Genomic DNA, 25372 nt, shown 5'->3' with positions numbered 1-25372 from the left:
CAGCAATGCGAGCCGGTCGTCGATCCACGAGCCCTCACTTCAAGCCGGTGATTATCGGCTGTTCCATCCATGGGTTCGCCGCTTCATGAGCGGTCGACTCTACGGTATGGATATTACCTAACGCGTCAAGCGTAATAATTCTGCACCTGCTCAGTATGACTGGGAAGATGGGTGCGCTGCACAATATGGCGGTTTTCTTACAGGTTAGGTCACGCGCGGCAGGGACGGCATAGCTTGCTACGTCGCTTCCTCGTGGACGGACTGCTCCGCGAATCGGGGCCGGGCGGGAAGGGAGCAGCTTCTGACTTTGTCTTGCTACAATGGCGCGAAACCGTCCAGTTCACTCATTGGGAAGTCTCCGGCGTTCGGCCTCTGACGCGGCAAAGCGAAGGATTCACGAAGGCTTACAGGGCTTTGCTGCGGTATTACGCAAATTTCAAAATGTAATAAATGGCGGTGGACAGGCTCTTGCTGCTTTGCAATAGTGATGAGCGAAGGGGGACGACCAATGATCCGAATGTTCCGCACCGCAGGCATGGCCGCTCTTATGGCTGGCGCGCTTCTGCTTGCATCCTGCTCGCAAGGGTCGGACGCTCCTTCCAAGCCCAAAACAGAGTTCAACATCGGATGGTCGATCTATGCGGGCTGGATGCCTTGGCCCTATGCCCAGCAGGCTGGGATCGTGAAGAAATGGGCTGATAAATATGGCATCAAGATCAACATCGTGCAGGTCAACGATTATGTCGAATCGGTGAACCAATATACGGCCGGCAAATTCGACGGCGTAACGGTCACCAACATGGATGCGCTGACCATCCCGGCGGCCGGCGGCAAGGATACCAGCGCGATCATCGTTGGCGACTATTCGAACGGCAATGATGGCATCCTGCTCAAGGGGGCGGATAGTTTTTCGGCGATCAAGGGCCGGCAGGTCTATCTGGTCGAGCTTTCGGTTTCGCACTATCTGCTCGCCCGCGCGCTCGAAAAATCGGGGATGAAGCCCACCGACATCAAGACCGTGAACACATCCGACGCCGACATCGTCGGTGCCTTCGCCAGTCCGGACGTGACCGCGGCGGTTGCATGGAACCCGCAGCTTTCAGTGATGAAGGGGCAGGCCGGCGCGAAAGAAGTCTTCAGTTCGGCCCAGATCCCCGGCGAAATCCTCGACCTGCTGGTGGTCGATACCGCAACGCTGAAGGCCAATCCCAATCTGGGCAAGGCGCTTGCCGGCATCTGGTTCGATACGATGGCGCTGATGACGCGGCAGGACGCGGAAGGGAAGGCGGCCCGCGCGGCCATGGCCAAGCTGGCGGGCACGACCCCCGAACAGTTTGAGAGCCAGCTCGCTACCACGCACCTCTATTCCGATCCCAAATCCGCCGTTGCCGCCGCCACCGCGCCGGCGCTTGTGCAGAGCATGAAACTGGTCCGCGATTTCAGCTTCGCCCACGGCCTGTTCAAGGGTGCCGCTTCGGCTGACGCGGTCGGCATGGGCTTTGCCGGCGGCAAGACGCTGGGCGACGCGCAGCACGTGACGCTGCGGTTCGACGACAGCTTCATGAAGCTTGCCGCAGACGGAAAGCTGTGAGCCATCCCGATCGGTCCCCCTTTAGGACGATGATGACATGCGCTGGGTGAATCGACATATCAGCCGAGGCGACCGGTTGCTGATGGGCGCGGTGCCGATCTTCCTGCTCGTCCTTCTCTATCTTTTCCTGGCGGCGCAGCGCCACGCCGCAAATCCGTTCGACAAGATATTGCCGTTGCCCGACGGCATGGCGAAGGGGATGGCCGCGCTGCTGTTCCAGCCCGATCAGCTGACAGGGCAGTTGCTCTTCTGGGCAGATACGCTGGCTAGCCTGCAGCGGCTCGGCATAGGTCTCGGCGTGGCGACCCTGGCGGCTCTGCTGGTCGGGCTGGTGATCGGCGTCCTGCCTCCGGTGCGCGCCGCATTTGGCCCGCTGATCACCGCCATCGCCGTGATCCCGCCCATCGCCCTCCTTCCCATATTGTTCATCGCCCTTGGCCTGGGCGAAACGGCGAAGATTGCCCTGATCGTCATCGGCATCGCGCCGGTCATGGTGCGCGACATCGCCGCGCACGTCGCCGCCCTGCCGCGAGAGCAGATCGTCAAGGCGCAGACGCTCGGCGCGAGCAGCTGGCAGATCATGACCCGGGTGGCCCTGCCGCAGGCGATGCCGCGCCTGTTCCACGCGATGCGCCTGTCGCTGGGGCCGGCCTGGGTATTCCTGATTTCGGCGGAGGCGATCGCGTCCGATGTTGGGCTTGGCTATCGGATATTCCTCGTCCGCCGCTATCTCGCTATGGACGTCATCATCCCCTACGTCGCCTGGATCGCGCTCCTTGCGGTGGCGATGGACCTCTTGCTGACTTTCCTCAACCGGCGGTTGTTCCCCTGGGCCCACGGAGCGAGCCATTGAGCGCGATCCTTTCCCTTCGCGACGTCTGGATCGAATATGGCGACAAGGTCGTGCTCGAACGGGTGTCGATCGATATCGAGCACGGATCGTTCGTGTCGATCATCGGGCCTTCGGGTGCGGGCAAGAGCAGCCTGCTGCGCCTTGTCCTGGGTCAGGAGGCGGCGACGCGCGGGTCGATCCTGCTCGATGGAACGCCGCTGACGCCGGAATGCGGGCCTGACCGCGGTGTGGTGTTCCAGCGCTATTCGGTCTTTCCCCACCTGTCGGTCCTGCGCAACACCATGTTCGGGCTGGAATGCGAACAAGCGCCTTTCCTGGCGCGCCTGTTCGGCACGGCGCGTCGCCGGGCGGAGGAGGAGGCGACGCAGATGCTGACCGCGGTCGGCCTTGGCGACAGCATCCATCTCTATCCGGCGCAGATGTCGGGCGGGATGCAGCAGCGTCTTGCGATCGCCCAAGCGCTGATCAAGCGGCCGCGCATCCTGTTGCTGGACGAGCCGTTCGGCGCGCTCGACCCCGGTATCCGCGCCGACATGCACCGTCTGATCACCCGGCTCTGGCGGGACTATTCGCTGACGATCATCATGGTGACGCACGATATCCGTGAGGCGTTCAGCCTGGGAACGCGCGTGCTCGCGCTGGACAAGCGTCGCCACGATCCACACGCCCCGCACCGTTTCGGCGCAACTGCGGTCTATGACCTGCCGCTGAAAAAGCCTGCGCCGGACGATGCTGCCGCCGGTGGCGAAGAGGCGACAGCCGCGCCGGGCGGCGAAGAAGATAATGAGGAGAAGATTGGACATGGCTAGCGACACGCCAGGCCTTGCGAGGCTGAGCATGAGCTTGCCGGCGGACCTGTTCCGGCAACTCGACATCATGGTGGAGGAGCGAGGCCTGCCGTCGCGCTCACAACTCATCGCCGAATTGATTCGTCATGCGCTCGCCGAACATGAGGCCTTCACCCGTCCGGACGAGATGCTGGCCGGCACCATCACGATCGTCTATCGCGGCGACCGAGGGCGCGTTCGGCATCAACTGGCCCAGATGCAGGCGGATTTCCTAAAGGAAGTCATCTCCTCGCAGCATGTTTTTCTGGAGGACGACCAGTCGCTCGAAGTCCTGCTGGTGCAGGGGCCAGCGTCGCTGCTCAAGGAGCTTTGCGACGCGCTGCGCCGGGTTCGCGGCGTCCACCAGCTTCAGCTCGTCACTACCACTGCGCTGCTGCCCCCACTTTACGAACCCGATTCCACCAATCAGACAGAGGGAGCGATGGCATGACGACGCTTGCCAATCCCACCGCCGCCCGCGACCATGCCCGTGCCATGGCGGGGACCGTGGTCGACGCCATGCCTGTATTGCCACCGGTCGCGGATGACCTCCCGGACGGGGTGTCCGCCGACGCGCTGTTGTGGGAAGAGACGATTGCGCCGGGCGGCTATGCGACCCGCCGTCTGCCGCGCGGCGCCCGCCTGCGGCTGATCGATCTCAAGGGCGATGCCTGCGCGTCGCTCCTCATATTCAACGCCGAGATGCCGACCGAGCGGCTTAATGTCGCAGATACGGTCAAAGTGCAATGGAATGCCTATCTGGGCGCGGGCAAGCTGCTGCTTTCGGACATGGGCCGCGTGCTCATGAGCTTCCTTGAAGACGGGGCGGAAACGCACGATACGTTCTGCGGCACCTCCAACCCTGCCAGCAACGCGGCCAAATATGGGACGGGCACCAATAGCGGTCCAACGCCCAGCGGCCGTGACCGCTTCCTGCTCGGCGTTGCCAAGCACGGCCTCCAGCGCCGCGACGTTCACCCCTGCGTCAATCTGTTCAAGGGCACGCGGATCGAGAGCGACGGGACGATCGTGCCGCAGATCGGGCCGTTCGAACCGGGCCGCCGCCTGGTGCTGCGCGCTGAAATGGACGTGATCGTGGTGATCGCCAATTGCCCGCATATTCTCGACCCGCGCGACCAGTGGACCGTGACGCCGCTGCGCGCGACGGCGTGGCGTGGCCCGGTAACGCCGGCCGCCGACCCGATCCGGAATGCTACGCCGGAAGGCCTGCGCGCCTTCGAGAATGTCGAAGATTATTTCCGCCGTTAGAAGGGAAACTGCCCCATGAGCGCAGATATTCATTTGTCCGGTCTTCCCGGCGCGGTCGTCCATGATGTGATCGTGCCGGCCCGCGCGCCGTGGCTACACCATGTCGCCGCGGGCCAGACCCTGCGGATCGTCGATCTGGAGGGCAACCAGGCGGTCGATTTCCTGCTTTACGCGGCGCAGGACGATGCGGAGCGATACAGCGCGCAGGACACCGTGTCTGCTCAGGGCAATCTGTTCCTGCGCGAAGGCACCGTGCTTCGTTCCAACGAGGGGCGGCCGATGATGACCATCACCGGCACCTCCGTCGAATATCACGACACGATCGGCGGCGCCTGTTCCTGCGAATCCAACACGCTTCGCTACGGCCATCACACCAAGGCCGAACATGCCTGCGTCGAAAATTTCCTGGAGGCGAATTTGCGGGAAGGGCGGGGCAAGCGCGATATCGTCTCCAACATCAACTTCTTCATGAACGTGCCGGTGGAGGCCGATGGATCGCTGGGCATTGTCGATGGCATCTCCGCGCCGGGGCTGACCGTCGACCTGCGCGCGGAGATGGACGTCATCGTGGTGGTGTCCAATTGCCCGCAGATCAACAATCCCTGCAACGGATTCAATCCGACGCCCGTACGCATGATTGTCGCTGCATGAGGTTCGATACCGTCCTTATCGCGAACCGTGGTGCGATCGCGACGCGGATAATCCGCACGCTCCGGCGGATGGGCCTGCGTTCGGTCGCTGTCTATTCGGAAGCGGACGAAGCGTCGCTCCATGTCGCGCAAGCGGATGAAGCGGTCTGCATCGGGGGGCCGCGCGCTACCGAAAGCTATCTCAACATCGAGGCGATATTGGACGCCGCCCGCGCGACGGGGGCAGGCGCCATTCATCCGGGCTACGGTTTCCTTGCCGAAAATGTCGAGTTCGCCCAGGCATGTGCCAAGGCGGGCATCATCTTCATCGGTCCCACGCCGGACAATATCCGCACTTTCGGCCTCAAGCACAGCGCGCGCGCGCTCGCGGCCGCGCATGACGTTCCGCTCGCGCCCGGCACCGACCTGCTGAAGGACGAGGCGCAGGCGGTGCTTGCCGCCCGCGATATCGGTTTCCCCGTAATCCTCAAGGCGACTGCCGGCGGCGGGGGCATCGGCATGCGGGTCTGCGAGGATGAGGCCGCCGTCCGCGATAGCTTCGCCGCTGTCGCGCGTCTGGGCGAAAGCAATTTCGGTGACGCCGGGATATTCCTCGAGCGTTACATTCGCCGCGCCCGGCATATCGAAGTGCAGATATTCGGCAATGGCGAGGGACGCGTCCTGCCGGTGGGCGAGCGGGACTGCTCGCTCCAGCGCCGCAACCAGAAAGTCGTGGAGGAAGCCCCGGCACCGCTGCTGCCCGAAGCCGTGCGCGCGGAACTGATCGCTGCGGCCACCCGGCTGGGCGAGGCCGCCTGCTATCGGTCGGCCGGCACGGTCGAATTCCTCTACGACGCGGAACGGGAAGAATTTTTCTTCCTGGAGATGAACACGCGGCTTCAGGTCGAACATGGCGTCACCGAAGAGGTGATGGGCATCGACCTGGTCGAATGGATGATCCGTGGAGCGGGCGGCGACTTCTCCTTCCTCGACAGGGAGCCGCCGCGTCCTGAAGGCCATTCCGTACAGGTGCGCCTCTACGCCGAAGATCCGGCGCTCGACTATCGCCCGACCTCCGGAACGCTGACAGCGGTCCAGTTCCCGCCTGACATTCGCGCTGAAACCTGGTGCATGGCGGGCAGTACGGTCAGCGCCTGGTACGATCCGATGCTGGCGAAGCTGATCGTCCATGCGCCAACGCGCGCGGAGGCCGTGACGGCGATGCAGGCGGCGCTGGACCAAAGCCGCGTCGACGGGATCGAGACCAATTTGCGCTGGCTGCGCGATGTCGTGCGCTCGCCCGAATTCGTGAGCGGGGAAGTTTCCACCCGCGTTCTCGACGGCATCGCCTTCCATCCCCGCAGCATCCAGGTCATCAGCGGGGGCACGGCGACGACGGTGCAGGACTGGCCCGGCCGTCAGAAATTATGGGCCGTGGGCGTTCCGCCGTCCGGCCCGATGGACGATCAGTCCTTTCGCCTCGGCAACCGGCTGCTCGGCAATGCCGAGGGCACGGCCGGTCTTGAAGTCATCCATACCGGCCCGACGCTGACCTTCAATGCGCCCGCGCGCATTTGCCTGACCGGCGCTGATTTCGGCGCCAAGCTGGACGGTATGCCGGTGCCGCGCGGCGTCGCCATTGACGTGGGGGAGGGGCGGACGCTGACGCTCGGCCGGGTGACGGGCGGCGGCATACGCGGCTATATCCTGTTTTCGGGCGGGCTGGACATCGCGCCCTATCTCGGCAGCCGCAGCACGTTCGAGCTTGGTCAGTTCGGCGGTCACGCCGCGCGCCGCCTGCTGGCGGGCGATACGCTGCATCTGGCCGATGATGCGACTGGGCCGGCACTGCCGCAAGTGACGCTTCCCCCAATGACCGGGGAATGGACCTTGCGTGTGCTCTATGGCCCGCACGGGGCTCCAGATTTCTTCACCGACGAAGATATTGACGAGATCGTGGCCGCTCAATGGCAGGTCCACTATAACAGCAACCGCACCGGTGTCCGCTTGATCGGTCCCAAGCCCCGCTGGGCGCGCCCCGACGGTGGCGAGGCGGGGCTGCATCCGTCCAACATCCACGACAATCCCTATGCGATCGGCGCGGTGGACTTCACCGGGGACATGCCCATCATTCTGGGACCGGACGGCCCTTCGCTCGGCGGTTTCGTCTGCCCCTTCGTGGTGATCGCCGCTGACCGATGGATCATGGGCCAGCTCGCGCCCGGCGATATGCTGCGTTTCGTGCCGGTCGATGTCGAGGATGCGCACGCGGCAGACCGGCAGCAACGCCGGCTGATCGCGTCGGGCACGGCGTATGAGGTGGGATCGGCGCGGCCGATCGCGTCTCTCACACCCATCCTCGGCGAAATCCCGGCCACGCCGGATCGCCCGCGCACCGTGTATCGGCAGCAGGGCGACCGCAATATCCTGGTCGAATATGGCCCCATCGTGCTGGACATCGAGCTTCGGATAAGGGCGCATGCGTTGATGACCGAACTTGAACGGCTCGCGCCTGCCGGGATCGTCGATGTGGTGCCGGGCATCCGGTCGCTCCAACTGCATTTCGACGGCGAGATCATGACCCAGCGCGCGGCACTGGACATGCTGATGGCGGCGGAAGAGCGGATCGGCGATCTGGCGGATTTCGTCGTGCCGTCTCGGATCGTGCATTTGCCGCTCAGCTGGCGCGATCCCGCCACGATCGAGACGATCGAGAAATATATGGGGGCCGTGCGCGCCGATGCGCCATGGTGCCCGGACAATATCGAGTTCATCCGGCGCATCAACGGTCTTCCCGATGCTGCAGCGGTCGAGAATCTGATCTTCGAGGCCAATTATCTGGTCATGGGCCTTGGAGACGTTTACCTCGGCGCGCCTGTGGCAACGCCGGTCGATCCCCGGCATCGTCTGGTCACCACCAAATATAACCCCGCGCGCACATGGACGCCGCCCAATGTCGTCGGCATCGGCGGAGCCTATATGTGCATCTACGGCATGGAAGGACCGGGCGGCTACCAGTTGTTCGGTCGTACCATCCAGATGTGGAACACCCATCGGCAGACCGACGCCTTTATCGAAGGCAAGCCCTGGCTGCTGCGCTTCTTCGATCAGATTCGCTTCTATCCCGTCAGCGCGGAAGAACTGGCGGCATGGCGGCGGGATTTTCCCAGCGGTCGGCGGTCGATCAGGATCGAGCCATCGGAGTTCCGCCTGGCTGACTATCGGGCTTTCCTGGCCGACAATGCTCCCGCGATCGCGGCGTTCGAGGCCCGACGCCAGGCGGCATTCGACGCGGAACGTGCCGAATGGCAGCGCAGTGGCGAATTCGACCGCGTGGCTGACCTTGCGGAGACGGACCAGCCCCAAGCCGATGCGGTGGAAGTGCCCGAGGGCGCCGATCTTGTCGAAGCGCCGTTCGGCGGCAGCCTCTGGAAGCTGCTCGTCACTCCGGGTGCGGAGGTCGAGGCGGGTGAAACCATCGCTATCATTGAGGCAATGAAGATGGAATGTGCGGTGCACAGCCCCGGATCCGGCACGGTCGAGGCGCTTTATGTGCAGGAGCGGCAGTCGCTCCAGCCCGGCGCGCCGATGATCGCGCTGCGGAGGCATGCATGAGCGCGGGCGTGGTGAGCGAAGGCGGGCGTCTCAACGTCGTCGCGATAGCCGCTGCAGTCAACGCCGGTCGGCTGAGCGCGGTTGCGGTGGCGGAAGAGACGGTCGCGCGCCTCACCCTCTACGATGCGGTTCAGCCGCAAATCTGGATCAGCCGGGTGTCGCCGGACGCGCTGATCGAGGCCGCCCGCGCCGTCGATGCGCGCGTGGCGGCGGGCGAAATCCTGCCTTTGGCGGGCGTTCCTTTCGCCGTGAAGGATAATATCGATGTCGAAGGGCTGGATACGACGGCGGCCTGCCCCGCCTTCGCCTATCGACCGGAGGCATCGGCCACGGTGGTCGAGCGGCTGATCGCGGCGGGTGCGATCTGTGTCGGCAAGGCCAATCTGGATCAGTTCGCCACCGGGCTGAACGGTACGCGCAGTCCCTATGGCAGCCCCAGAAACGCCTATAATCTGGCCTATGTCAGCGGCGGATCAAGCTCGGGTTCGTCGGTGGCGGTTGCGGCGGGTCTTGTCGCTTTCGCACTGGGCACCGATACCGCAGGATCAGGCCGCGTCCCGGCCGCCTTCCAGCATCTCATCGGCTTCAAGCCCAGCAAGGGACGCTGGAGCAACAGGGGCCTGGTGCCGGCTTGCCGGACGCTTGATTGCATCACCGTCTTCACCGATGACATTGCGGACGCCCGGCTGATCGATTCCGTCGTGGCGGGCTTCGATGCCGCCGATCCTTATTCCAGGCCTCTCGCTAACAGGCCGATCGGGCGGGGGCGGATCGGTGTTCCCAGACGCGATCAGCGCGCCTTCTTTGGCGACGCGCAGTCGGAATATCTCTACGATATCGCGCTCGACAGGCTAGCCGCAACGGCCGATCTGGTCGACATCGATTATGCGCCGCTGCAGGAGGCGGCACAGCTTCTCTATGGTGGCCCCTGGGTGGCGGAGCGAGCGGCGGCGCTGGCCCGCATCCTCGCCGATACCCCCGATGCGCTCGACCCGACAGTCCGCGAGGTCGTCGAGCCGGGGCTGGATATCAGCGCCGTCGATCTGTTCAATGGCATTTACCGACTGGCTGAACTCAAGCGCCATGCCGACGGCTTATGGGACGATATCGATCTGCTGGCTTTCCCGACGACCGGCACGACCTACCGCGTCGCGGAGCTTCAGGCTGCGCCGATCGCGCTCAACAGTGCTTTGGGCTTCTATTCCAATTTCGTGAACCTGCTCGACATGGCCGCCGTCGCCGTGCCTGCGGGCGCACGGGCGAACGGCACCGGCTTCGGCATTACTTTGATCGGCCCCGCCGCCAGCGATCTCGCGCTGCTCGATGCGGCCGACGCTTACATTGCGGCCGCGGATATTCCGCCGCCGCCACCGCTAGATATGGAGGGCAAAATGGAAACCGTAAAACTCGCTGTCGTCGGCGCGCATTTGAAGGACATGCCGCTGCACTGGCAACTCACGTCCCGCGACGCGAAGTTCGTGGGCGCTTTCGAAACCGCTCCTACGTACCGCCTTTATGCGATCGCAAACAGCGTGCCGCCCAAGCCTGCACTCGTGCACAGCGATGACGGCGCATCGATCGCGCTTGAGGTTTACGAACTCGGGGTCGCCGAGTTCGGCAGCTTCGTGGTGGAGGTGCCCGCACCGCTTGCCATCGGTACGGTGACGCTGGCCGACGGCAGCAGCGTCAAGGGATTCGTGGCCGAACCGCGTGCGGTAACGGGGGCGGAGGACATCACCTCCCTGGGCGGTTGGCGCGCCTATATCGCGCAGCGCGCCTGATCTTAGCGACGAAAGGGCATGGCATGAAACGGCTGAGGAGATGGATCATGACGGTGGCGGCGGGATGCGCGGCTTCCACGGCCTACGCTGAGCAAGTGATCGACGTACCGGGCTTCGCGGACTTCCTGGCGGTCGATGGCGATAGTGTCTGGGCGACCAACGCCGGGCGGGTCGAACGCTGGTCGCGTCAGGGCAAGCTGGCCGCCGTCGCCATGTCCAAGCCGTGCGGCGCCATGGCCTTCTCCGACGGGGCGCTTTGGGTGGCCGACTGCCAGGAACATGCGCTTGTCCGCATCGATGCGAAAAGCGCGGAAAAGACTGCGACCATCGCTACCGGCATCGCCAATCCCAAGGGCGAACTGAATGTGGTTGCGGGCGCCGGATCGATATGGGTCGCCAGTGATCAGAAGGGCGTCGTGTCCCGCGTGGACCCCGTGACAAACACCGTCATTGCGACCATCCCGGTCAATCTCGGCACCCATTATCTGGCGTTCGGCTTCGGATCGGTCTGGGCCGTTAGCAGCGAAAGCCGATCGATCCAACGCATCGACCCCGCGACCAACAGCGTCGTCAAGACGACCGCGCTCGGCAAGGAGCCGGGATTTCTCGCAGCCGGGGAGGGCGGGGTCTGGGTTCAGGAGCAGGGCGACGGAACGGTCGTGCGCATCGACCCCGACAGCGGCGACGTGACTGGCCGCATCAAGATCGGCGCGGTGCTGAAATGGGGCGATATCGACACGGGCGGCGGGCTGGTGTGGCTGCGCACCACGGAGGACCAGACCTTCGTCGTGATTGATCCCAAGTCGATGACGGTCAAGGCGCGCGTCGGTAAAGCGGAAGGGAGCGGAGCGCTGCGCTTCACGCCATCCGGCATCTGGACCTCCGCGCATGACGTGCACACGCTGACCTGGTGGCCAGACCCGGCGAAGCTGGCGGAATGATCCGTCCGCGGCCGCCAATCGCGTGCCGCAGACGGATCATGAGATCAGCGCGCCGAAGCCAGCTGAACGGGCGAGCGGTCGTCCGCCTTGGCAAGCCGGGCTTCGATCCGGGTGCGGATGTCGGCTGCGACGGCGGTCCGGCATTCCCGCGCCTTCGCGTCAAGGGCGAGGTGTACGCCCGATAGCTGATCGCCGCAAACCGCGCGCGCGGCCTGATCCATGCGGATGGCCAGGCTGCGCTGTCCCGATGCGGTCGCAAGGTCCAGCCCTTTGAGGTTGAGGATTGCAGAATCCTGCGCAAAGGGATTGTTGGTGGTGCCGGCCATAGCCGAGGGCGCGAAGGCGAGAGCCGCCAGCGCCATGAGCCCAATTTTCATGATCTTCTCCTGAGCGAAACACGAGCACCGCTCTCTGGCGGCTGACGCGTAGATAGGCTCAGGAAAGGAAATTTTCAATATGGATCATTAATCTGTTATTTTATTACTTACCCTAACGTTGTTTATTACTTGGCGGTCACTACGAGCATCGCGAGCCTGTCGGCATGGCCGAGCATTCCAAGCGGCAGGTCAGCCTCGAAGCGTGACCCATCTACCGCGACCGTAACTGCGCGCGCGCGCGGCGCAGACCAGGACCGGACGGTATCGACAGGCAGCCTTACCCGCCAATTCCGGCCACCATCGACCTCTACCGGATGGCCGTTCACGGTGATTTGCGATCCGGCATCGTCACGACTGCCGGAAATCAGCAGGTAATTTTCCGATTGGCGCTCTATCAACCGGGTACGGGGGGACGATGCCGCAGATGGCGGTGCAAACCCTGCGGCCAATGTCATGCAGACGGCGAATAGGGCAAATCTTTGCATGGCGGCACGCGTCCCTTTCAGTCGATGGAAATGCCGGAGCGTTCGAAGAAGCGCCGCACGGGTTCCAGAGCCTGTTCATGCCGCTTCCATCGGGCGACCGAACTGCGGTAGATCGGCTGCCGCACCTGCGCGGCGCTGGGCGTGGAAACCGGCGCGTCATTGGTGTGGAAGGACAGGCAGGCGTCCGACCATTCCAGTCCGCAATGGGTGAGAAGGCGGCGAGTCTGGCCTTCCTGGTCCGCCACCAGATCCTCGTAACGCACTTCCATGACCCGGCCGGGCAAGGCTTCGCGCCAGAGGGTCATCAGCCGGTCGAAGCGGACATAGTAAGCCGCTATGTCGAGCAGATCGTAGCTATAGTCGTAATAGCGCGACCCCACGGCAAACAGGTTGCGGAAATTGCTGAGCACCGTGTCCATCGGGTTGCGACGAAGGCAGACGATGCGGGCGGCAGGCAGGGCGCGGGCGATGAATCCGGCATAATGGAAATTGCCGGGGAACTTGTCGATGAACCTGCGACTGTGGTCACATCTGTGGTGATCTGCGCGCTGGAGATAGTCTCGGCCGATCGCGCCCATGTCGCTCGCTGCTGCAGCGGCGATGGTTTCCGGGTCCATGACCGTGGGTGTCCGCGTCCCCGATGCCCGTTTCACCGCGAGCGGCATCGCCTGAAGCTCGCCGGCGCTCTCGACCTTCTGATGGGACGACAGGATACGATCGACCAGCGTGGTGCCGGTGCGGGGCATGCCGATGATGAAGATCGGCGCGTCGTGCGGAGCGTCTTGCGCCGGCGCGGCGGCGACATCGGGCCAACTCGCTTCTATCGCGTCGAACGCCGCTGCATCCCGCGCAAATGCGTAATCCAGGGTTCGGCGATGTTCGGCGTTCACCGTGCAAAGTCGCTCCAGCGCGTCTTCAGGCTTGCCCAGATCCTCCAACTCCTTCGCCAGCGCATAGCCGAGCAACAGCCTGTCCCGCTTGTCCGCCGCCCTCGCATACGCTCTGTCGAGCCGATCGACATGGTTATGCGCGGCTGACTGCTTGCGCAGGCTGGAAAGCAGGTGGTGGGCACGCGCATCGTCCGGGGCCAGCGCGATCAACGCTTCCAGCGCTGCCTCCGCTTCCCCTGTGCGGCCGAGGAAGTTGAGCGTGACGGCCTGGTTGTAGCGAAATTGCCTGTTCTGCGGATCGAGCCGCACTGCGGCCGAGAAATGCCCCAGCGCATCCGCATGCTTGCCAAGGCGCGCATAGACGCAGCCCATCGTGTCGCGGCTCAGCGCGTCGGCGGGCAGCGCCTGCTCTGCGTCCTGAAGCACCGCGGCGGCGGCCCCGTCCTCGCGCACCATCGTGAAGAGCTTGGCAAGATGAGCGCGATATTCGCCCTGCGGATCGAGAGTGACCGCGCGTCCGAGATGCTGGATGCCGGCTCGAACGCGACCGGCGCTCGATTCCGCGACGCCGAGGAGGAAGTGACCCTCCGCATCGCCCGGATTGGCCGAAACCAGGGTTGCGGCTAGGCGCTGCGTGCCATGGATATCACCCCGCGCCAGCGCGTTGCGGGCTGCCATCGCCTGGCCGGAACGGGCCGCCATCATGCCGCTGCCGGTGCTCCCGCCGCCGACCGGTCCCCGTCCTCTGCCGTTTCGGTCTGATCCAGCGTGTTACCCAACTGCTTCTTCGCGCCCCACGCCCTGTAGGCTTCAATGGCGGGCACGAAGGGGAAGATGGTCTGTTCCCAGATGGTCAGCCGCTTGCGATCATCCTGCCCCACCAACACCCCTTCGCCTTCGCGGTAGGTTCCAAAGATGCGGTCGAGCAGGATCAGCGAGTTGCCGTAATTGCTCCGCGTGCTTTCATAGTCAGTGGAATGGTGCAGGCTGTGGTGCCTGATCGTCGTGAAGAAGAAGGAGTACCAGATGGGTGGATCGGCACGTACATTGGCATGGGCAAAGCCGGAAATGATGCCGGTGGTGTTCAGGGCCGCAAAGATCGCCGTCTTGTCGAGATCGAAAAGCGCGACGACGCTCAGGCTGATCAGGAACAGTTCGATAGGGTTGCCGACCGCACCCTTTGCCGCATTAAGCTGGGTGATATGGTGATGCGGCGCATGGGTCAGCCAGAAAGGCGTCCAATTGTGCATCAGTCGATGCATCCAATATTGGCCGAATTCGATCACGAAAATCACCAACATGACCTGCGCCAGCCAGGGCAGTTGCGCCGCCCATTGCGTCGTCAGGCCCAATGATGACTTCAGCGCGACCAACGGTTCTTCCGCCAATGTCTGCGTCAGCCACGCAATCACCGTCGCGCTAAGGACCGAATAATAGAGGTCCGTTGCAAACTCCTGCTTGTTCATGCGCCAGCCCGAATGACGTTCGTGCACGGCTTCCAGAAGCAGGATGACGATCACGATGAGCGGAGACGTGACGGCAAGAGTCCAGGGATGATCGACCAAAGCGCGGGGGCCATAAGCCCAAAACCCCAATATGATCGCGATCATGGCGGGGGGTATCAGGTCGAATAGCCGGTCTTTCAGGCTTTTTTCCATGCCGCAGCTCCGTTCATTGTGCCGAAGCTGCCCTTGCCCGCGTCATCAGGGCAGATGGAAAATCACGATGAAACTCATAGATTATATCTATGCTCTTTGCGCGCGTACGCGCCGGATGACCTCATCCCAGAACAGCTGCGTCGCCGTATCGCGGGCGGGCTCGGCGCGCGCGAGGAGGAAGATGTCATATGCGGGTTCGAAATCGGCATAGAGCATGGGCCACAATCGCCCGCTCTCGACATCGCTTGCCGCGGCGGCGGTTGGAAGGAAGCCGATCCCGACGCCCATGCTGATGAGGCGGCGGGCCTCGTTAATGTCTTCCGCGAGGCCGCTGACCACGGTGCCGAGGCGATAGCGTCGGCGCAGTTGGGTGATCGCCTCTATCTCGTCCTCGCCGGTAAGGACGAAGCCCTGATCCTTGAGCTCGCCAAGGCGGTTCACCCGATAGCCGAAATAGGGGCTGCTGCGAGAGCAATAGAGCTGCTGGCGCTCGACCAGCAGCGGCTCGTACATCAGGCTGCCGCGGACGCTGCTGTCGTAGCCGACGCCGATCTCCACCTCCCCTTGCTCCAGCGCATCGAGCAGTTGGCGCCACGGGGACACGCGGATTTCGATATGGATTGCCGGATTGCGCCGGTGATAGCTGGCGATGGCCTCGTCGAACTCAGGCGACACGAGGCCGGACACGATCTGGATACGCACGATGCCTTCGACGCGCTTGGTCGCCTGCGCGATGACATGCGGCATCATCCGGGCCGATTCCAGCATGTCTTCGCACAGCGCCATCATCGCCTTGCCGGCGGCCGTCATCTCGACGCCGGTGGCGGTGCGATGGAGCAGGGCGGTCCCGACATGATCCTCCAGTCGCTTGAGGGCGGCACTGATGCTGGGCTGCTGCCGATTGAGCCGCCGCGCAGCCGCGCCAATGCCGCCCGCCCTGACGATGTCCACGAAGGTCCGCATGAGATTCCAGTCGACGCGATTGGCGAATTTCCTGTCGATCAGGGGCGTTCGGTCATTCATGCGCATAGTGCCTTTTGCCGAATATATGGCAGGGTCGCCGTCAAGATAGGCGGTCAGCTGTCTTGCTCATAGATCAAATCGATGGAAATCATAGCATCGGCCCGTCTATCGCTATGCCCTGTGCGCGCTACGGTCTGTCTCATGAGTCAGCCTCTGGTCCTTCCACTCGTCGATATCTCGAAGCTGGCAAGCCCTCGCTTCGATGATCGGCTATCCGTCGCGCGTGAAATCGATCGCGCCTGCGTGGACTCGGGGTTCCTCTACATCGCAGGCGCGCAAATGGATGACGCGCTGTTCTCCCGCATCGTCAGCCGGGCGCGCAGCTATTTCGCGCTCGATGCCGAAACCAAGATGAAAAGCTATATCGGTCTCTCGGAAAACCACAGCGGATATGTCCCCGTGGGAGAAGAGCAATTCGCCCCCGACCAGCGCGACCTGAAGGAGGCGTTCGACGTCAATTGCGACTATCTGGACTCCGAAGGCAGACGGCCGCTGCTAGGGCCGAACCTGTGGCCGGACATGCCGGGCTTCCGCGAGGATGTGCAGGCTTACTATAGCCATGTCACGGGTATCGGAGGGCAGCTTTTCCGCGCCTTCGCCCTGGCGCTCGGACTTGAAGAGGATCATTTCGAAGCGCATCTTCGCCATCCGCCAAGCCAGCTTCGGCTGATCCACTATCCGTTCGACGCCAGCGCGGAGGACCGTCCCGGCATTGGCGCGCACACGGATTATGAATGTTTCACCTTGCTGTTCGCGTCTGCGCCCGGCCTTCAGATCATCGACAAGCACGGTGCCTGGATTGACGTTCCGTTGGTCGAGGGGACGATGATCATGAATATCGGCGACATGATGGAGATCCTTTCTAACGGCCGCTATGTCGCCACGCGGCACCGGGTGAAGAAAGTCCGGGAGGAACGCTACTCGTTCGCGCTCTTCCATGCGTGCGACTATGACTATGTCGTGGCTCCGGTCGCGGCCGGCGAGACAGCCCGTTATGCACCGCTGAAAGGCGGCGAGCATCTGTTTAACCAGACGGCCCAGACCTTCGCTTATTTGAAGCGCAGGATCGCAAGCGGGGAACTCGTCCTCAACGACGCCCTGCCGCTCAACTCCTTCGGCCCGAACGCGGCACGATCGAGCTGACGCGGCCCGCGTCAGCCCAGCAATCGCTTCCTGAACAATGACCTGACGAGCCGGTCTTCCAGGATGCGGCCAACCACATAGAGCGCGGCGAACAGCCCTGCGAAGACATAGGCGGGGGTAGGCTTGGGGTTCTTGTCGTCGCTCTTCTTCTTGTCGTCCTTCTTGGGTTTCTCAGGAGCGGGAGCGCCCAGCGCCTTGTCGATCCAATGCTGCGGCAGGGCCTTGTCCTTCTTGTCGTCCTTCTTGGACGTCGCTTCCGCCGGCGGACTTGTGAACTTGCCGGCGGCTATCGTCAGTCCGGCAAAACTCAAGAACAGCAGCGGCGCGAGGAAGCAGAACAGCAATGCCCGACTGGTCAGATGATAGCGCAGCACCGGGCCGTCCGGTTCCCGTTCGATTCTGAGTACGCCGCCGTCGAAGATCGACATCTTGTCCTGCGCGGCCTGATCCTTCTTGCTGAAGGTCAGCGTGTCGCCGCGGCGCTCGTAACTGGTCCCGCTTTGGTTGAACAAGGGGCCGAGTTTGGCCAGGGCCTCATCGGCCGACTGATCGGGCGTGAGCGCCAGGCTGCCCTTTATGTGCCAGATCCACTCCAGGAAACGCGCGGTCACATCATCCCCTCTTTGCAAGCGAGACTGCGCCGTCATTCGGCCGGTACCGCCGTTTCGGGCCGACCGTAACGTTCCTTGATGGTTTTCCACCCTTCGGTGAAGGGATAGGTCATCTGCTCACGGATCGACATGCGGCGGCCGCCCTCCAGACCCAGCAGTTCGGCCTCGCCATCGACGCACGTCCCGAAGATGCGGTCGATGAAGATGTAGGTGTTGGAATAATTGCTCCGCGTCGCTTCGAAGTCCTGGGAATGATGCAGGCTGTGATGTTCGGTGGTGTTGAACAGAAAGCGCCACCAGCGGGGCGTGTTGAACCGGACGTTGATGTGCTGATAGATGCCGATGGTCAGGCCAAAGGTGCCCGCGAGCAGCGCGGCCCTTGGCAGGAAGTCGAAAAATCCGCCGATGCCAAGGCCGATCAGGAAAAGCTCGATCGGATTGCCGACCGCACCTTTGTTTATGTTCAGCTGGGTGATGTAATGATGCACCGAATGGGGCAGCCACAGCGGATACCAGTTGTGCATGCCCCGGTGCATCCAATATTGCCCGAAATCGAAGATGAAGGAGATCAGGAACGCCTGCAACAGCAGCGGCAGGCCTGTGAACCAGGCCAGCTTGTCCCAGTCGAAATTATGCAGGACAGCCTCGATCACTGCGCCGCTGCCGATATAATATTCGACCAGGTCCAGGATGGTGTAGCCCAGGCCCACATAGAAGAGGTCGGTAACCAGTTCCTTCCATGTCAGCCGCCAGCTTTCATAACGCGGATTGACCCATTCCAGCGCCAGCAGCAATATCTTGAAGCCGATGCCGATGCCGATCGCGGTCGACGCCTTGGCGATGGAATTTGGAGCATAGTACCAGAAGGCAACCAGCGCGAAGAGCGCCGTGGGCTGGAACCAGGTAAAGACGAACTGCTTGATCGGGCCGCCTTGAACCCGGCCAATATTGTCCCACCCGATGGTGACCGGCGCCTGTGCGCCTATCACTCTCTTGCCTACGCGAACGCCGTCCATAACGCTGTCCCCGAATGTTGCCTTGCCCGTGCTGGCGCTGTCCGCCATGCGCACGGCGCAGAAAACTGATGCTCCCCGACCAACGAACATCTTGTCAGACCACCATCCGCAAGACGCCGACCGCGCGCCAGATGGGTTTAGGGTATATGCCCCATAGATGGTGCCTATGACTTTGCCCGCGCGACGGCAGATCCGGGCTGGCAGTGCTGGCTGATGCCGCCTCCGGGCGGGAAGAATTCATCGGACAGATTGACTACAACAGATGTTTGGTATTAACTCGCCGCAAGGAGAGATGCCGATGTTTACCTATGTTCCCCCGGTCGACGATTATCGCTTCCTGCTGGCCGATACGCTGCGTTTCGACAAGGCGATGGCGGATCTGGGCCGCGAGGTGGATGCCGACCTGGCCGTCGCGGTGCTGGAGGAGGCAGGCCGCATGTGCGCGGAGCAACTGCATCCTCTCAACCGGCACGGCGACGAGGAGGGCAGCCGCCTCATCGACGGCGAAGTCAGGACGCCGGTCGGCTTTGCCGACGCATGGCGCGCCTTTGCGGAGGCGGGCTGGGCTTCGCTTTCCGCAGATCCGGCCTATGGCGGACAGGGCCTGCCCTTCATTCTGCAACTCTGGCTCGACGAGATGCTGTCGGCGACCAATTTGTCCTTTGGGTTGTTCCCTGGCCTGACGCGGGGCGCGTGCGAAGCAATCATGGCGCATGCCAGCGACGATCTGAAAGCGACCTATCTGCCCCGCATGGTGAGCGGTGAATGGACCGGCGCCATGGCGCTGACGGAGAGCGGCGCGGGCACCGACCTGGCTTTGCTCAAGACCAGGGCCGCGCCGGCAGGTGACGGTAGCTATGCGGTGACCGGGCAGAAAATCTTCATCTCCTCGGGCGATCATGATTTTGGCGGCAACATCGTCCACCTCGTGCTCGCTCGGTTGCCCAACGCGCCGGCGGGGGTGAAGGGGATCAGCCTGTTCCTCGTTCCCAAATATCTTCCCGATGCGCAGGGGCAGTTTACCGTGCGCAACGGCATGTCGGTCGGCGCGCTCGAAAAGAAGATGGGTATCCATGCCCAACCGACCTGCGTCATGAATTATGACGGCGCGACCGGCTGGCTGGTGGGCGAACCGCATAGAGGCCTTGCCGCCATGTTCACGATGATGAACGCGGAACGGCTGATGGTCGGCGTTCAGGGACTGGGCATCGCCGGCGCGGCCTATCAGCAGGCATCCGCCTACGCCAAGGACAGGCTGCAGGGCCGCAGCGCGGACGGCGACCGTGCGCCCGTGCCCATCATCGAACATGCCGATGTGCGGCGCATGCTGCTCAACATCCGCGCGTTCGTGGAAGGCGGGCGGGCGCTGGCGGGCTGGACCGCGCTGCAACTCGACCGGGCGCATCATCATCCCGACGCGGCGGAGCGGGCGAAGGCCGATGCGCTGGTCGCCTTGCTGACTCCGGTCGTGAAGGCGGCCTTCACCGACTTCGGTTTCGAAAGCGCGGTGCAGGCGCAGCAAGTGTTCGGCGGCCATGGCTACATTCGGGAATGGGGCATGGAACAATATGTCCGCGATGCCCGCATCGCCCAGATTTACGAGGGCACGAACGGCGTTCAGGCGATGGATCTTGTCGGGCGGAAACTGCCGATGGCCGGCGGCAGCGTCGTCAACAGCTTCTTCGATCTCATTCAGGCGGATCTGGCGGACCATGGCGCTGTTCCCGTCGCGTCGCGGACGGCTGAAGCGCTGGACCGGCTGCGGCAGGTGACGGAAGGTTTGCAAGGCGCGTCAGTGGACGCAGCCGGTGCGGCGGCGGTGGACTATCTCCGCCTGTTCGCCCTTGTCGTCATGGGCTGGATGTGGACGCGCATGGCCGTGGCCGCCAGTGGAGAGGAGGAACTGCATCGCGCCAAGCGCATCGTCGCCGCTTATTATGCTGATCGCGTGCTGCCGCAGGCGGAGGGTCTGGCGACGGCGATCCGCGCCGGCGAGCAGGCGATGATGGCACTGCCCGCCGAAGCGTTCTGAACATGCGCGCCGGGGCGCCGCAGCGTTCCGACGCGACCCTGCCTTTCCTTGCCTATCGCACCGGCGTCCAGGTTTGCGTCTTGCAGAAGAAGGCGATGCAGCCCTGGACCTTCAACGTGCCGTTGGCGTTGCGGCTGACCTTCGAGGTGTAGCTCTTGCCGCTTTCGGGATCGTAGATGGTGCCTTTCCAGAGGTCGCCCGCATCCGTGAAGCCGGTGAGGAGCGCCAGGCCCACGAGCGGCTTTGACCGCAGCGCCGGGTCGGGGTTTTTGATGTCCGTCTGCGGTCGGCCCGGCGTCGGCTTGACGATCTTCTCGATCCGACCGCACAGATGCTGGCCGCATGGCGCGACCGCCACGATCGCCTTCCCATCCACCGTGGCCCAACGCCCGGTGACGGGCTGTGCCGCCTGTGCCGGGAAGGTGGAAAGGGCAACGAGCCCAAGGGCGGCAATGGCGGCGGGACGAATGAAACGCATGCGATCCTCTCTTCTTTCCTTTTACGTCAGCGTAAAATAGCCGCAGAAAGCCTTCGGTTCCAGCGGATTGTACGGTTTGGAAGAAGGGGCCACCGGACGCTACGGCAAGCGTCCGGCCGCGATCTGTGCCGTCAGAAGGCCTTGTTGATCGAGCAGGCCGCCGGGCCCAGGATGACGACGAACAAGGTCGGCAAAATGAACAGGATCAGCGGTACCGTCATGATCGCGGGCAGGCGCGCCGCCTTTTCCTCGGCGCGCATCATCCGCTCATGCCGGAATTCGGCCGACAGGACGCGCAGGGCAGAGGCCAGCGGCGTGCCATATTTCTCGGTCTGGATCATGGTCGTGACCACGCCCTTGACCGCATCCAGCTTCACGCGGTTCGCCAGATTCTCGAAAGCCATGCGCCGTTCGGTAAGGAAGCTCAGCTCAATCGCGGTAAGCTGGCACTCGTCGCCCAGTTCGGGGTAGGCCTTGCCCAGCTCGCGGGCGACGCGGCTGAAGGCGGCGTCGACCGTCAGGCCGGCCTCGGCGCAGATGACCAGCAGGTCGAGCGCATCCGGCAACCCTTTGCGGATCGCCGCGGCGCGCTTCTGCACCTTGTTGTTGATATAGATGTCGGGGGCCTTGTAGGCGAGCAACAGCGCAGCCGCGAAGGCGAAGAAGCGCTTCATCGGTCCCCATTCGGGTTCGATACCGACGCCGTAAAGCAACACGGCGGCCGCCCCGCCGATCAGGATCGGCAGGATCATGCGACCGAAGATGACGGCGACCGCAAGGTCCTTGGATCGGATGCCCGCCTGGGCCAGGCGGGTTTGCACGTCCTTGAGCTGGTCGTCCTGAAGCACCTTGAGGCTCGACAGGAAGGACCGCATCTGGTCCGTGGTCTGGTTCGTCTTGACCAACTTGGCGCGGCGCTTGGCCGTGGAGGCGGTGATGCCGGCCTTGAGCTGTTCGCGCCGGTCGTTCAGCGCTTTCACCCGCTTGGCCATCGGATCGCGCACGGTCATGATGGCGTAGAGCGCGAACAATATGGCCAGGCTCGCCATCGCTGCGAGTAGCGTGCCGACATCGGTCGCAGTCAGGCCGAACAGGGTGCCGGCGGGGGCAGGGGCGTCCATGATGCTATTTCCCCCTCAAATCTCGAAATTGACCATCTGGGCCATGATGAAGGCGCCAATGCCCATCCAGCACATGCCGCCTATGCCGACGATCTGCATCGTGCCCAGCCCGAACAGGCCGTTCGGGTCCGGCGTGAAGAAGGGCGTCATATAGTTGAAATTGATGTAGGAGATGAGGCCGAACACAAGGAACGGCAGGGCGCCGATGATATAGGCCGATGCCTTTGATTCCGAGGACATGGCGCGGATCTTCAGCTTCATCTGGGCACGCTGGCGCAGCACCGTTGCCAGGTTGGACAGCGTTTCGGCAAGGTTGCCGCCGGTTTCGCGCTGGATCGACAGCGTGATGACGAAGAACTGGAATTCCGGGGTGCCCAGCCTGTCGGCCGTTTCCTGAAGCGCCTGTTCCATCGTGCGCCCTATCTTGATCCGCTCGGTGATGAGCTTGAATTCCTCGCCCACAGGCCCCGGGATTTCGCTCGACACGATGCCCAGCGATTCTGTGATCGGCAGGCCCGAGCGCAGGCCGCGCGTCAGCAATTCAAGCGCGTCGGGAAATTTGGCGGTGAAGAGGTTGACGCGCTTGGTGATGAGGCGGCCGACCCACCAGTGCGGCTGGCCAAGGCCGGCCGCAAGGCCTACCATCATCGCGAAGAGGAAGGGAAAGCCACGCAGGGTGAGGAAGCCGGCGATCAGCAGGAAAACGACCGCGCAACCGGTCATATACTGGCTCAGCGTCCACTTCCGCCCGGTCATCTGCAGCCGCTTGGCCAGATTTTCCGGGTTGGGAACGAGTGACACCAGCATCTTGGCATCGCCGCCCGTGTTGCGATTGGAGATCACCCGGCGCATGCGCGCTTCAAGCAGCGCCTCGGCGGATTCGCCATGCCGGCCGCGGATCATCGCCACGCGCCGCTTCTGTGCCTTGTTGGGGGATGGGCCGGCCAAGGCGACGATAGCGACACCCAAGAGGGTCGCCACCAGCACCATGATCAGAATGAAATTGCCGTCCATTGCCTCAGCCAGTCCCTCTATGTGAAGCCCGCCGCCCGATGGCGGCAGGCCGTCAGCCTTCCTGCGCCACCTTGCCCTTGCGGCGCGACGGGATCATCGACTTGAAATCGATCTTGCCCAGCAACGACTGGTTCTTGCCGCCGTGCTTCTTCGTGGATGCGCCGTCATCGGCATCGCCCGCGCCGATCGCGGCATCCAGCAGACCAGCGAAGGCCGCGCCGACCTTGCTGCCCTTGGCGGTTTCGGCGATCGTCTTGCCCAGCTTCGCGGCTTGCGAGGCGACGCGCAGGTCGAAGGGGATGAGGATGTCCACCTTGCGCTCGATCGATTGTTCGAAATCCTTGCGGCTGATTTCGGGTGCGCCCGGGTGAACGCGGTTGGCGATCACGATCACGCGGCTCTGCGGTGCATTGGTCTTGATCCAGGAGAGGATGCGGATCGTGTCGCGTGCTGCCGCCAGCGTCAGTTCCGTCACGACCAGCGCGACATTGACGTCGGCCATCAGGTGCGGATGCTGGATCAGCATGTTACGCGGCAGGTCGATGACGCTGCATTCGAAGGCCTGATGGAATTCTTCCAGCAGCTGATAGAATGCGCCGCCATCGGTCATCACCGGCTGGCTGATCGGCGCTTCGGCCGACAGGATAGCGAGCGTGTCGCTGGCCCGCACCATCGCCCGTTCGATGAACAAGCCATCGATCCGGCTGGGATTTTCGATCGCGTCGGTCAGGCCGCGCCCCGGCTCCAGATCGAGCGCGAGGGCGTTCGTCCCGAAATGCACGTCGAGGTCGAGCAGGGCGGTCGGCCGCTGCTTCTTTTCCGACAGCAGCCAGGCGAGCGACGTTGCGACGCTCGACGCGCCCACGCCGCCCCGCGCACCGATCACGGCCATGGTGCAGTGGGGACGGTCCGGTCCCGTATCGCGCGGGGCCATGAACACGGCCTGCGCCTGCGCCAGCGCATCGCGCAGCTGGTCCGCACCGAAGGGCTTAAGCAGATAATCCTGAATGCCGCTGGCGACGAGATCGCGATAGAGGCGCACGTCGTTGACCTGCCCGGCGGCGATCACCACCGTTCCGGGTTCGCACACTTCGGCCAGGCTGTTGATGTCGTTCAGCGGGTCGCCGCTTTCGGACATGTCGATGAACAGGATTTGCGGCGAAGCGGTGATCGAGAGGCTCTGCACCGCGTTGCGCATGCCGCCCTTGTTCACCTTTTCCGGTGCCCAGCCCATCTCGGCCGCGACCGCGCGCAGCATGTCGAAGCTGTGATCGTCACAGACGAAGGCGTGGAAGGGATCGCGCTGACCGGCCATGCCGGGTTTCCAGGGTGCGTTCATGTCACTGGCCTCCCGCGTTGATTTGCTTGAGGTCGCCCGCGCCGGTCGGGGCCTTGTCACGATAGGCGGAGATCGCCCGGTTCGACGTTGCGGTGCGCAGGTCGCTGTCGGTGCCCTGGCCCCGGACTAGATCCTCCGGGTCGGCGACCATGGCGGCAAAGTTGCTGTTCACGCCGCAACCGAAGTTGGACGAAGTCGGCAGGCTCATGTTGGTTTCCTGTTTCGACCGCCAGTCGGGGCAGCCGGGCACGCGCGCGGTAGAGCGGCGCACGATCACGCGGATGCTGCCTGCCGCCGCGGGACCAGCGATGGCGGAGCTGTCTTCCGATACCAGCAGGCCATGGCGCGCCACGATGGCGGCGACATCTTCGCGCACGGCTGGGCTGTAGTAGCCGCCTTCGGTGACGATCGCGACATTGTCGCCATAGCCAAGGCCGATCGACACGAACCAGTCGTTGAGACGGAGCGCTTCGGCCGCCGACAGGCCGCCGCTTGCGCCCGCCAGCACGTCGAACGTGTAGGCGGATTGGCTGACGACCGGCTGATGCACCGAATCGAGGCTGCGATTTTCGCGCGGCGGGGCTGCTTGCACCGATATCGGCAGGGCGGCGAGGGCAAGAGCCCCCAGAGCCTTGAGCGACAGACGGGCGGGGGTATGGCGGATCATATCTTTATCCTT

At 63.6% G+C, this 25372-nt stretch carries 23 protein-coding genes; 11 read left to right on the top strand and 12 right to left on the bottom strand.

What is annotated here, in order from left to right; translation table 11 throughout:
• Nucleotides 1–508 precede the first annotated feature (508 nt).
• Genes AX724_RS20065 through AX724_RS20025 form a run of 9 tightly spaced genes read left to right on the top strand, consistent with a single transcriptional unit; the run spans nucleotide 509 to nucleotide 11506 of the window.
• Nucleotides 509–1591, top strand: a complete 1083-nt coding sequence (locus tag AX724_RS20065; protein ID WP_066770231.1) for a putative urea ABC transporter substrate-binding protein — start codon at nucleotides 509–511, stop codon at nucleotides 1589–1591.
• A gap of 37 nt (nucleotides 1592–1628) precedes the next feature.
• The gene (locus AX724_RS20060) at nucleotides 1629–2444 is read left to right on the top strand and encodes an ABC transporter permease (protein WP_066770229.1); all 816 of its coding nucleotides are present in this window, start codon (nucleotides 1629–1631) and stop codon (nucleotides 2442–2444) included.
• A complete protein-coding gene (locus AX724_RS20055) occupies nucleotides 2441–3253 on the top strand; it encodes an ABC transporter ATP-binding protein (protein ID WP_066770227.1) in 813 nt (270 codons plus the stop codon). Before AX724_RS20060 ends, AX724_RS20055 begins: the two co-directional genes overlap by 4 nt.
• Nucleotides 3246–3722, top strand: a complete 477-nt coding sequence (locus tag AX724_RS20050; protein ID WP_066770218.1) for a CopG family ribbon-helix-helix protein — start codon at nucleotides 3246–3248, stop codon at nucleotides 3720–3722. Before AX724_RS20055 ends, AX724_RS20050 begins: the two co-directional genes overlap by 8 nt.
• A complete protein-coding gene (locus AX724_RS20045) occupies nucleotides 3719–4540 on the top strand; it encodes an urea amidolyase associated protein UAAP1 (protein ID WP_066770215.1) in 822 nt (273 codons plus the stop codon). The genes AX724_RS20050 and AX724_RS20045 overlap by 4 nt, the downstream gene beginning before the upstream one ends.
• A 15-nt stretch (nucleotides 4541–4555) precedes the next feature.
• Nucleotides 4556–5191, top strand: a complete 636-nt coding sequence (locus tag AX724_RS20040; protein ID WP_066770212.1) for an urea amidolyase associated protein UAAP2 — start codon at nucleotides 4556–4558, stop codon at nucleotides 5189–5191.
• Nucleotides 5188–8784, top strand: a complete 3597-nt coding sequence (gene uca, locus AX724_RS20035) for an urea carboxylase (RefSeq protein ID WP_066770209.1) — start codon at nucleotides 5188–5190, stop codon at nucleotides 8782–8784. Before AX724_RS20040 ends, uca begins: the two co-directional genes overlap by 4 nt.
• Nucleotides 8781–10565, top strand: coding sequence for an allophanate hydrolase (gene atzF, locus AX724_RS20030; RefSeq protein WP_066770207.1), 1785 nt, complete (start codon nucleotides 8781–8783; stop codon nucleotides 10563–10565). The genes uca and atzF overlap by 4 nt, the downstream gene beginning before the upstream one ends.
• 47 nt (nucleotides 10566–10612) lie before the next feature.
• Nucleotides 10613–11506 carry a Vgb family protein gene (locus AX724_RS20025; RefSeq protein ID WP_231736772.1) on the top strand — a complete coding sequence of 298 codons (894 nt, stop codon included), beginning with the start codon at nucleotides 10613–10615 and terminating at the stop codon, nucleotides 11504–11506.
• Nucleotides 11507–11550: 44 nt separating this feature from the next.
• On the opposite strand, the gene AX724_RS20020 is transcribed toward AX724_RS20025, so the two are convergent.
• The 5 genes from AX724_RS20020 to AX724_RS20000 all read right to left on the bottom strand — a co-directional run bounded on the left by AX724_RS20020 (nucleotide 11551) and on the right by AX724_RS20000 (nucleotide 15939).
• Nucleotides 11551–11883, bottom strand: a complete 333-nt coding sequence (locus AX724_RS20020) for a UrcA family protein (RefSeq protein WP_066770203.1) — start codon at nucleotides 11881–11883, stop codon at nucleotides 11551–11553.
• A gap of 125 nt (nucleotides 11884–12008) precedes the next feature.
• Nucleotides 12009–12338 (bottom strand): hypothetical protein, encoded by a 330-nt coding sequence (locus tag AX724_RS20015; RefSeq protein ID WP_156448198.1) that lies wholly within the window; start codon nucleotides 12336–12338, stop codon nucleotides 12009–12011.
• Nucleotides 12339–12385: 47 nt separating this feature from the next.
• Entirely contained in the window at nucleotides 12386–13963 is a 1578-nt protein-coding gene (locus AX724_RS20010) for a tetratricopeptide repeat-containing sulfotransferase family protein (RefSeq protein ID WP_066770194.1), read from the bottom strand.
• Nucleotides 13960–14916, bottom strand: a complete 957-nt coding sequence (locus tag AX724_RS20005; protein ID WP_082733619.1) for a sterol desaturase family protein — start codon at nucleotides 14914–14916, stop codon at nucleotides 13960–13962. Before AX724_RS20005 ends, AX724_RS20010 begins: the two co-directional genes overlap by 4 nt.
• Nucleotides 14917–15003: 87 nt before the next feature.
• The gene (locus tag AX724_RS20000; protein ID WP_066770192.1) at nucleotides 15004–15939 is read right to left on the bottom strand and encodes a LysR family transcriptional regulator; all 936 of its coding nucleotides are present in this window, start codon (nucleotides 15937–15939) and stop codon (nucleotides 15004–15006) included.
• A 141-nt stretch (nucleotides 15940–16080) separates the two neighbouring features.
• On the opposite strand from AX724_RS20000, the gene AX724_RS19995 reads away from it, so the two are divergent.
• Nucleotides 16081–17082 (top strand): isopenicillin N synthase family dioxygenase, encoded by a 1002-nt coding sequence (locus AX724_RS19995; RefSeq protein ID WP_066770190.1) that lies wholly within the window; start codon nucleotides 16081–16083, stop codon nucleotides 17080–17082.
• Nucleotides 17083–17093: 11 nt separating this feature from the next.
• On the opposite strand, the gene AX724_RS19990 is transcribed toward AX724_RS19995, so the two are convergent.
• Both AX724_RS19990 and AX724_RS19985 read right to left on the bottom strand, forming a co-directional pair.
• Nucleotides 17094–17693, bottom strand: coding sequence for a hypothetical protein (locus tag AX724_RS19990; RefSeq protein WP_156448192.1), 600 nt, complete (start codon nucleotides 17691–17693; stop codon nucleotides 17094–17096).
• Nucleotides 17694–17725: 32 nt separating this feature from the next.
• On the bottom strand, nucleotides 17726–18709 hold the full coding sequence (locus tag AX724_RS19985; RefSeq protein ID WP_066770710.1) for a sterol desaturase family protein: 984 nt from the start codon (nucleotides 18707–18709) through the stop codon (nucleotides 17726–17728).
• 298 nt (nucleotides 18710–19007) lie between these two features.
• Here AX724_RS19985 and AX724_RS19980 point away from each other — a divergent pair, with 298 nt between their 5' ends.
• Entirely contained in the window at nucleotides 19008–20741 is a 1734-nt protein-coding gene (locus tag AX724_RS19980; protein WP_066770183.1) for an acyl-CoA dehydrogenase C-terminal domain-containing protein, read from the top strand.
• Nucleotides 20742–20793: 52 nt separating this feature from the next.
• On the opposite strand, the gene AX724_RS19975 is transcribed toward AX724_RS19980, so the two are convergent.
• The 5 genes from AX724_RS19975 to AX724_RS19955 all read right to left on the bottom strand — a co-directional run bounded on the left by AX724_RS19975 (nucleotide 20794) and on the right by AX724_RS19955 (nucleotide 25360).
• On the bottom strand, nucleotides 20794–21219 hold the full coding sequence (locus tag AX724_RS19975; protein ID WP_066770179.1) for a DUF2147 domain-containing protein: 426 nt from the start codon (nucleotides 21217–21219) through the stop codon (nucleotides 20794–20796).
• Between the two features lie 131 nt (nucleotides 21220–21350).
• On the bottom strand, nucleotides 21351–22340 hold the full coding sequence (locus AX724_RS19970; protein ID WP_066770176.1) for a type II secretion system F family protein: 990 nt from the start codon (nucleotides 22338–22340) through the stop codon (nucleotides 21351–21353).
• Between the two features lie 15 nt (nucleotides 22341–22355).
• A complete protein-coding gene (locus AX724_RS19965) occupies nucleotides 22356–23354 on the bottom strand; it encodes a type II secretion system F family protein (protein WP_066770174.1) in 999 nt (332 codons plus the stop codon).
• Between the two features lie 52 nt (nucleotides 23355–23406).
• Complete coding sequence (locus AX724_RS19960) at nucleotides 23407–24693, bottom strand: pilus assembly protein CpaE (protein WP_066770173.1); 1287 nt, start codon at nucleotides 24691–24693, stop codon at nucleotides 23407–23409.
• A 1-nt stretch (nucleotide 24694) separates the two neighbouring features.
• Nucleotides 24695–25360, bottom strand: a complete 666-nt coding sequence (locus AX724_RS19955) for a CpaD family pilus assembly protein (protein ID WP_066770172.1) — start codon at nucleotides 25358–25360, stop codon at nucleotides 24695–24697.
• Nucleotides 25361–25372: the final 12 nt, after the last annotated feature.

The sequence above is a fragment of the Sphingobium sp. CCH11-B1 genome (assembly GCF_001556865.1).
In the GTDB taxonomy this organism is placed as follows: domain Bacteria; phylum Pseudomonadota; class Alphaproteobacteria; order Sphingomonadales; family Sphingomonadaceae; genus Sphingobium.
Note: the sequence above shows the minus strand (reverse complement) of the source record. Positions and strands in the feature narration are given on the sequence as shown.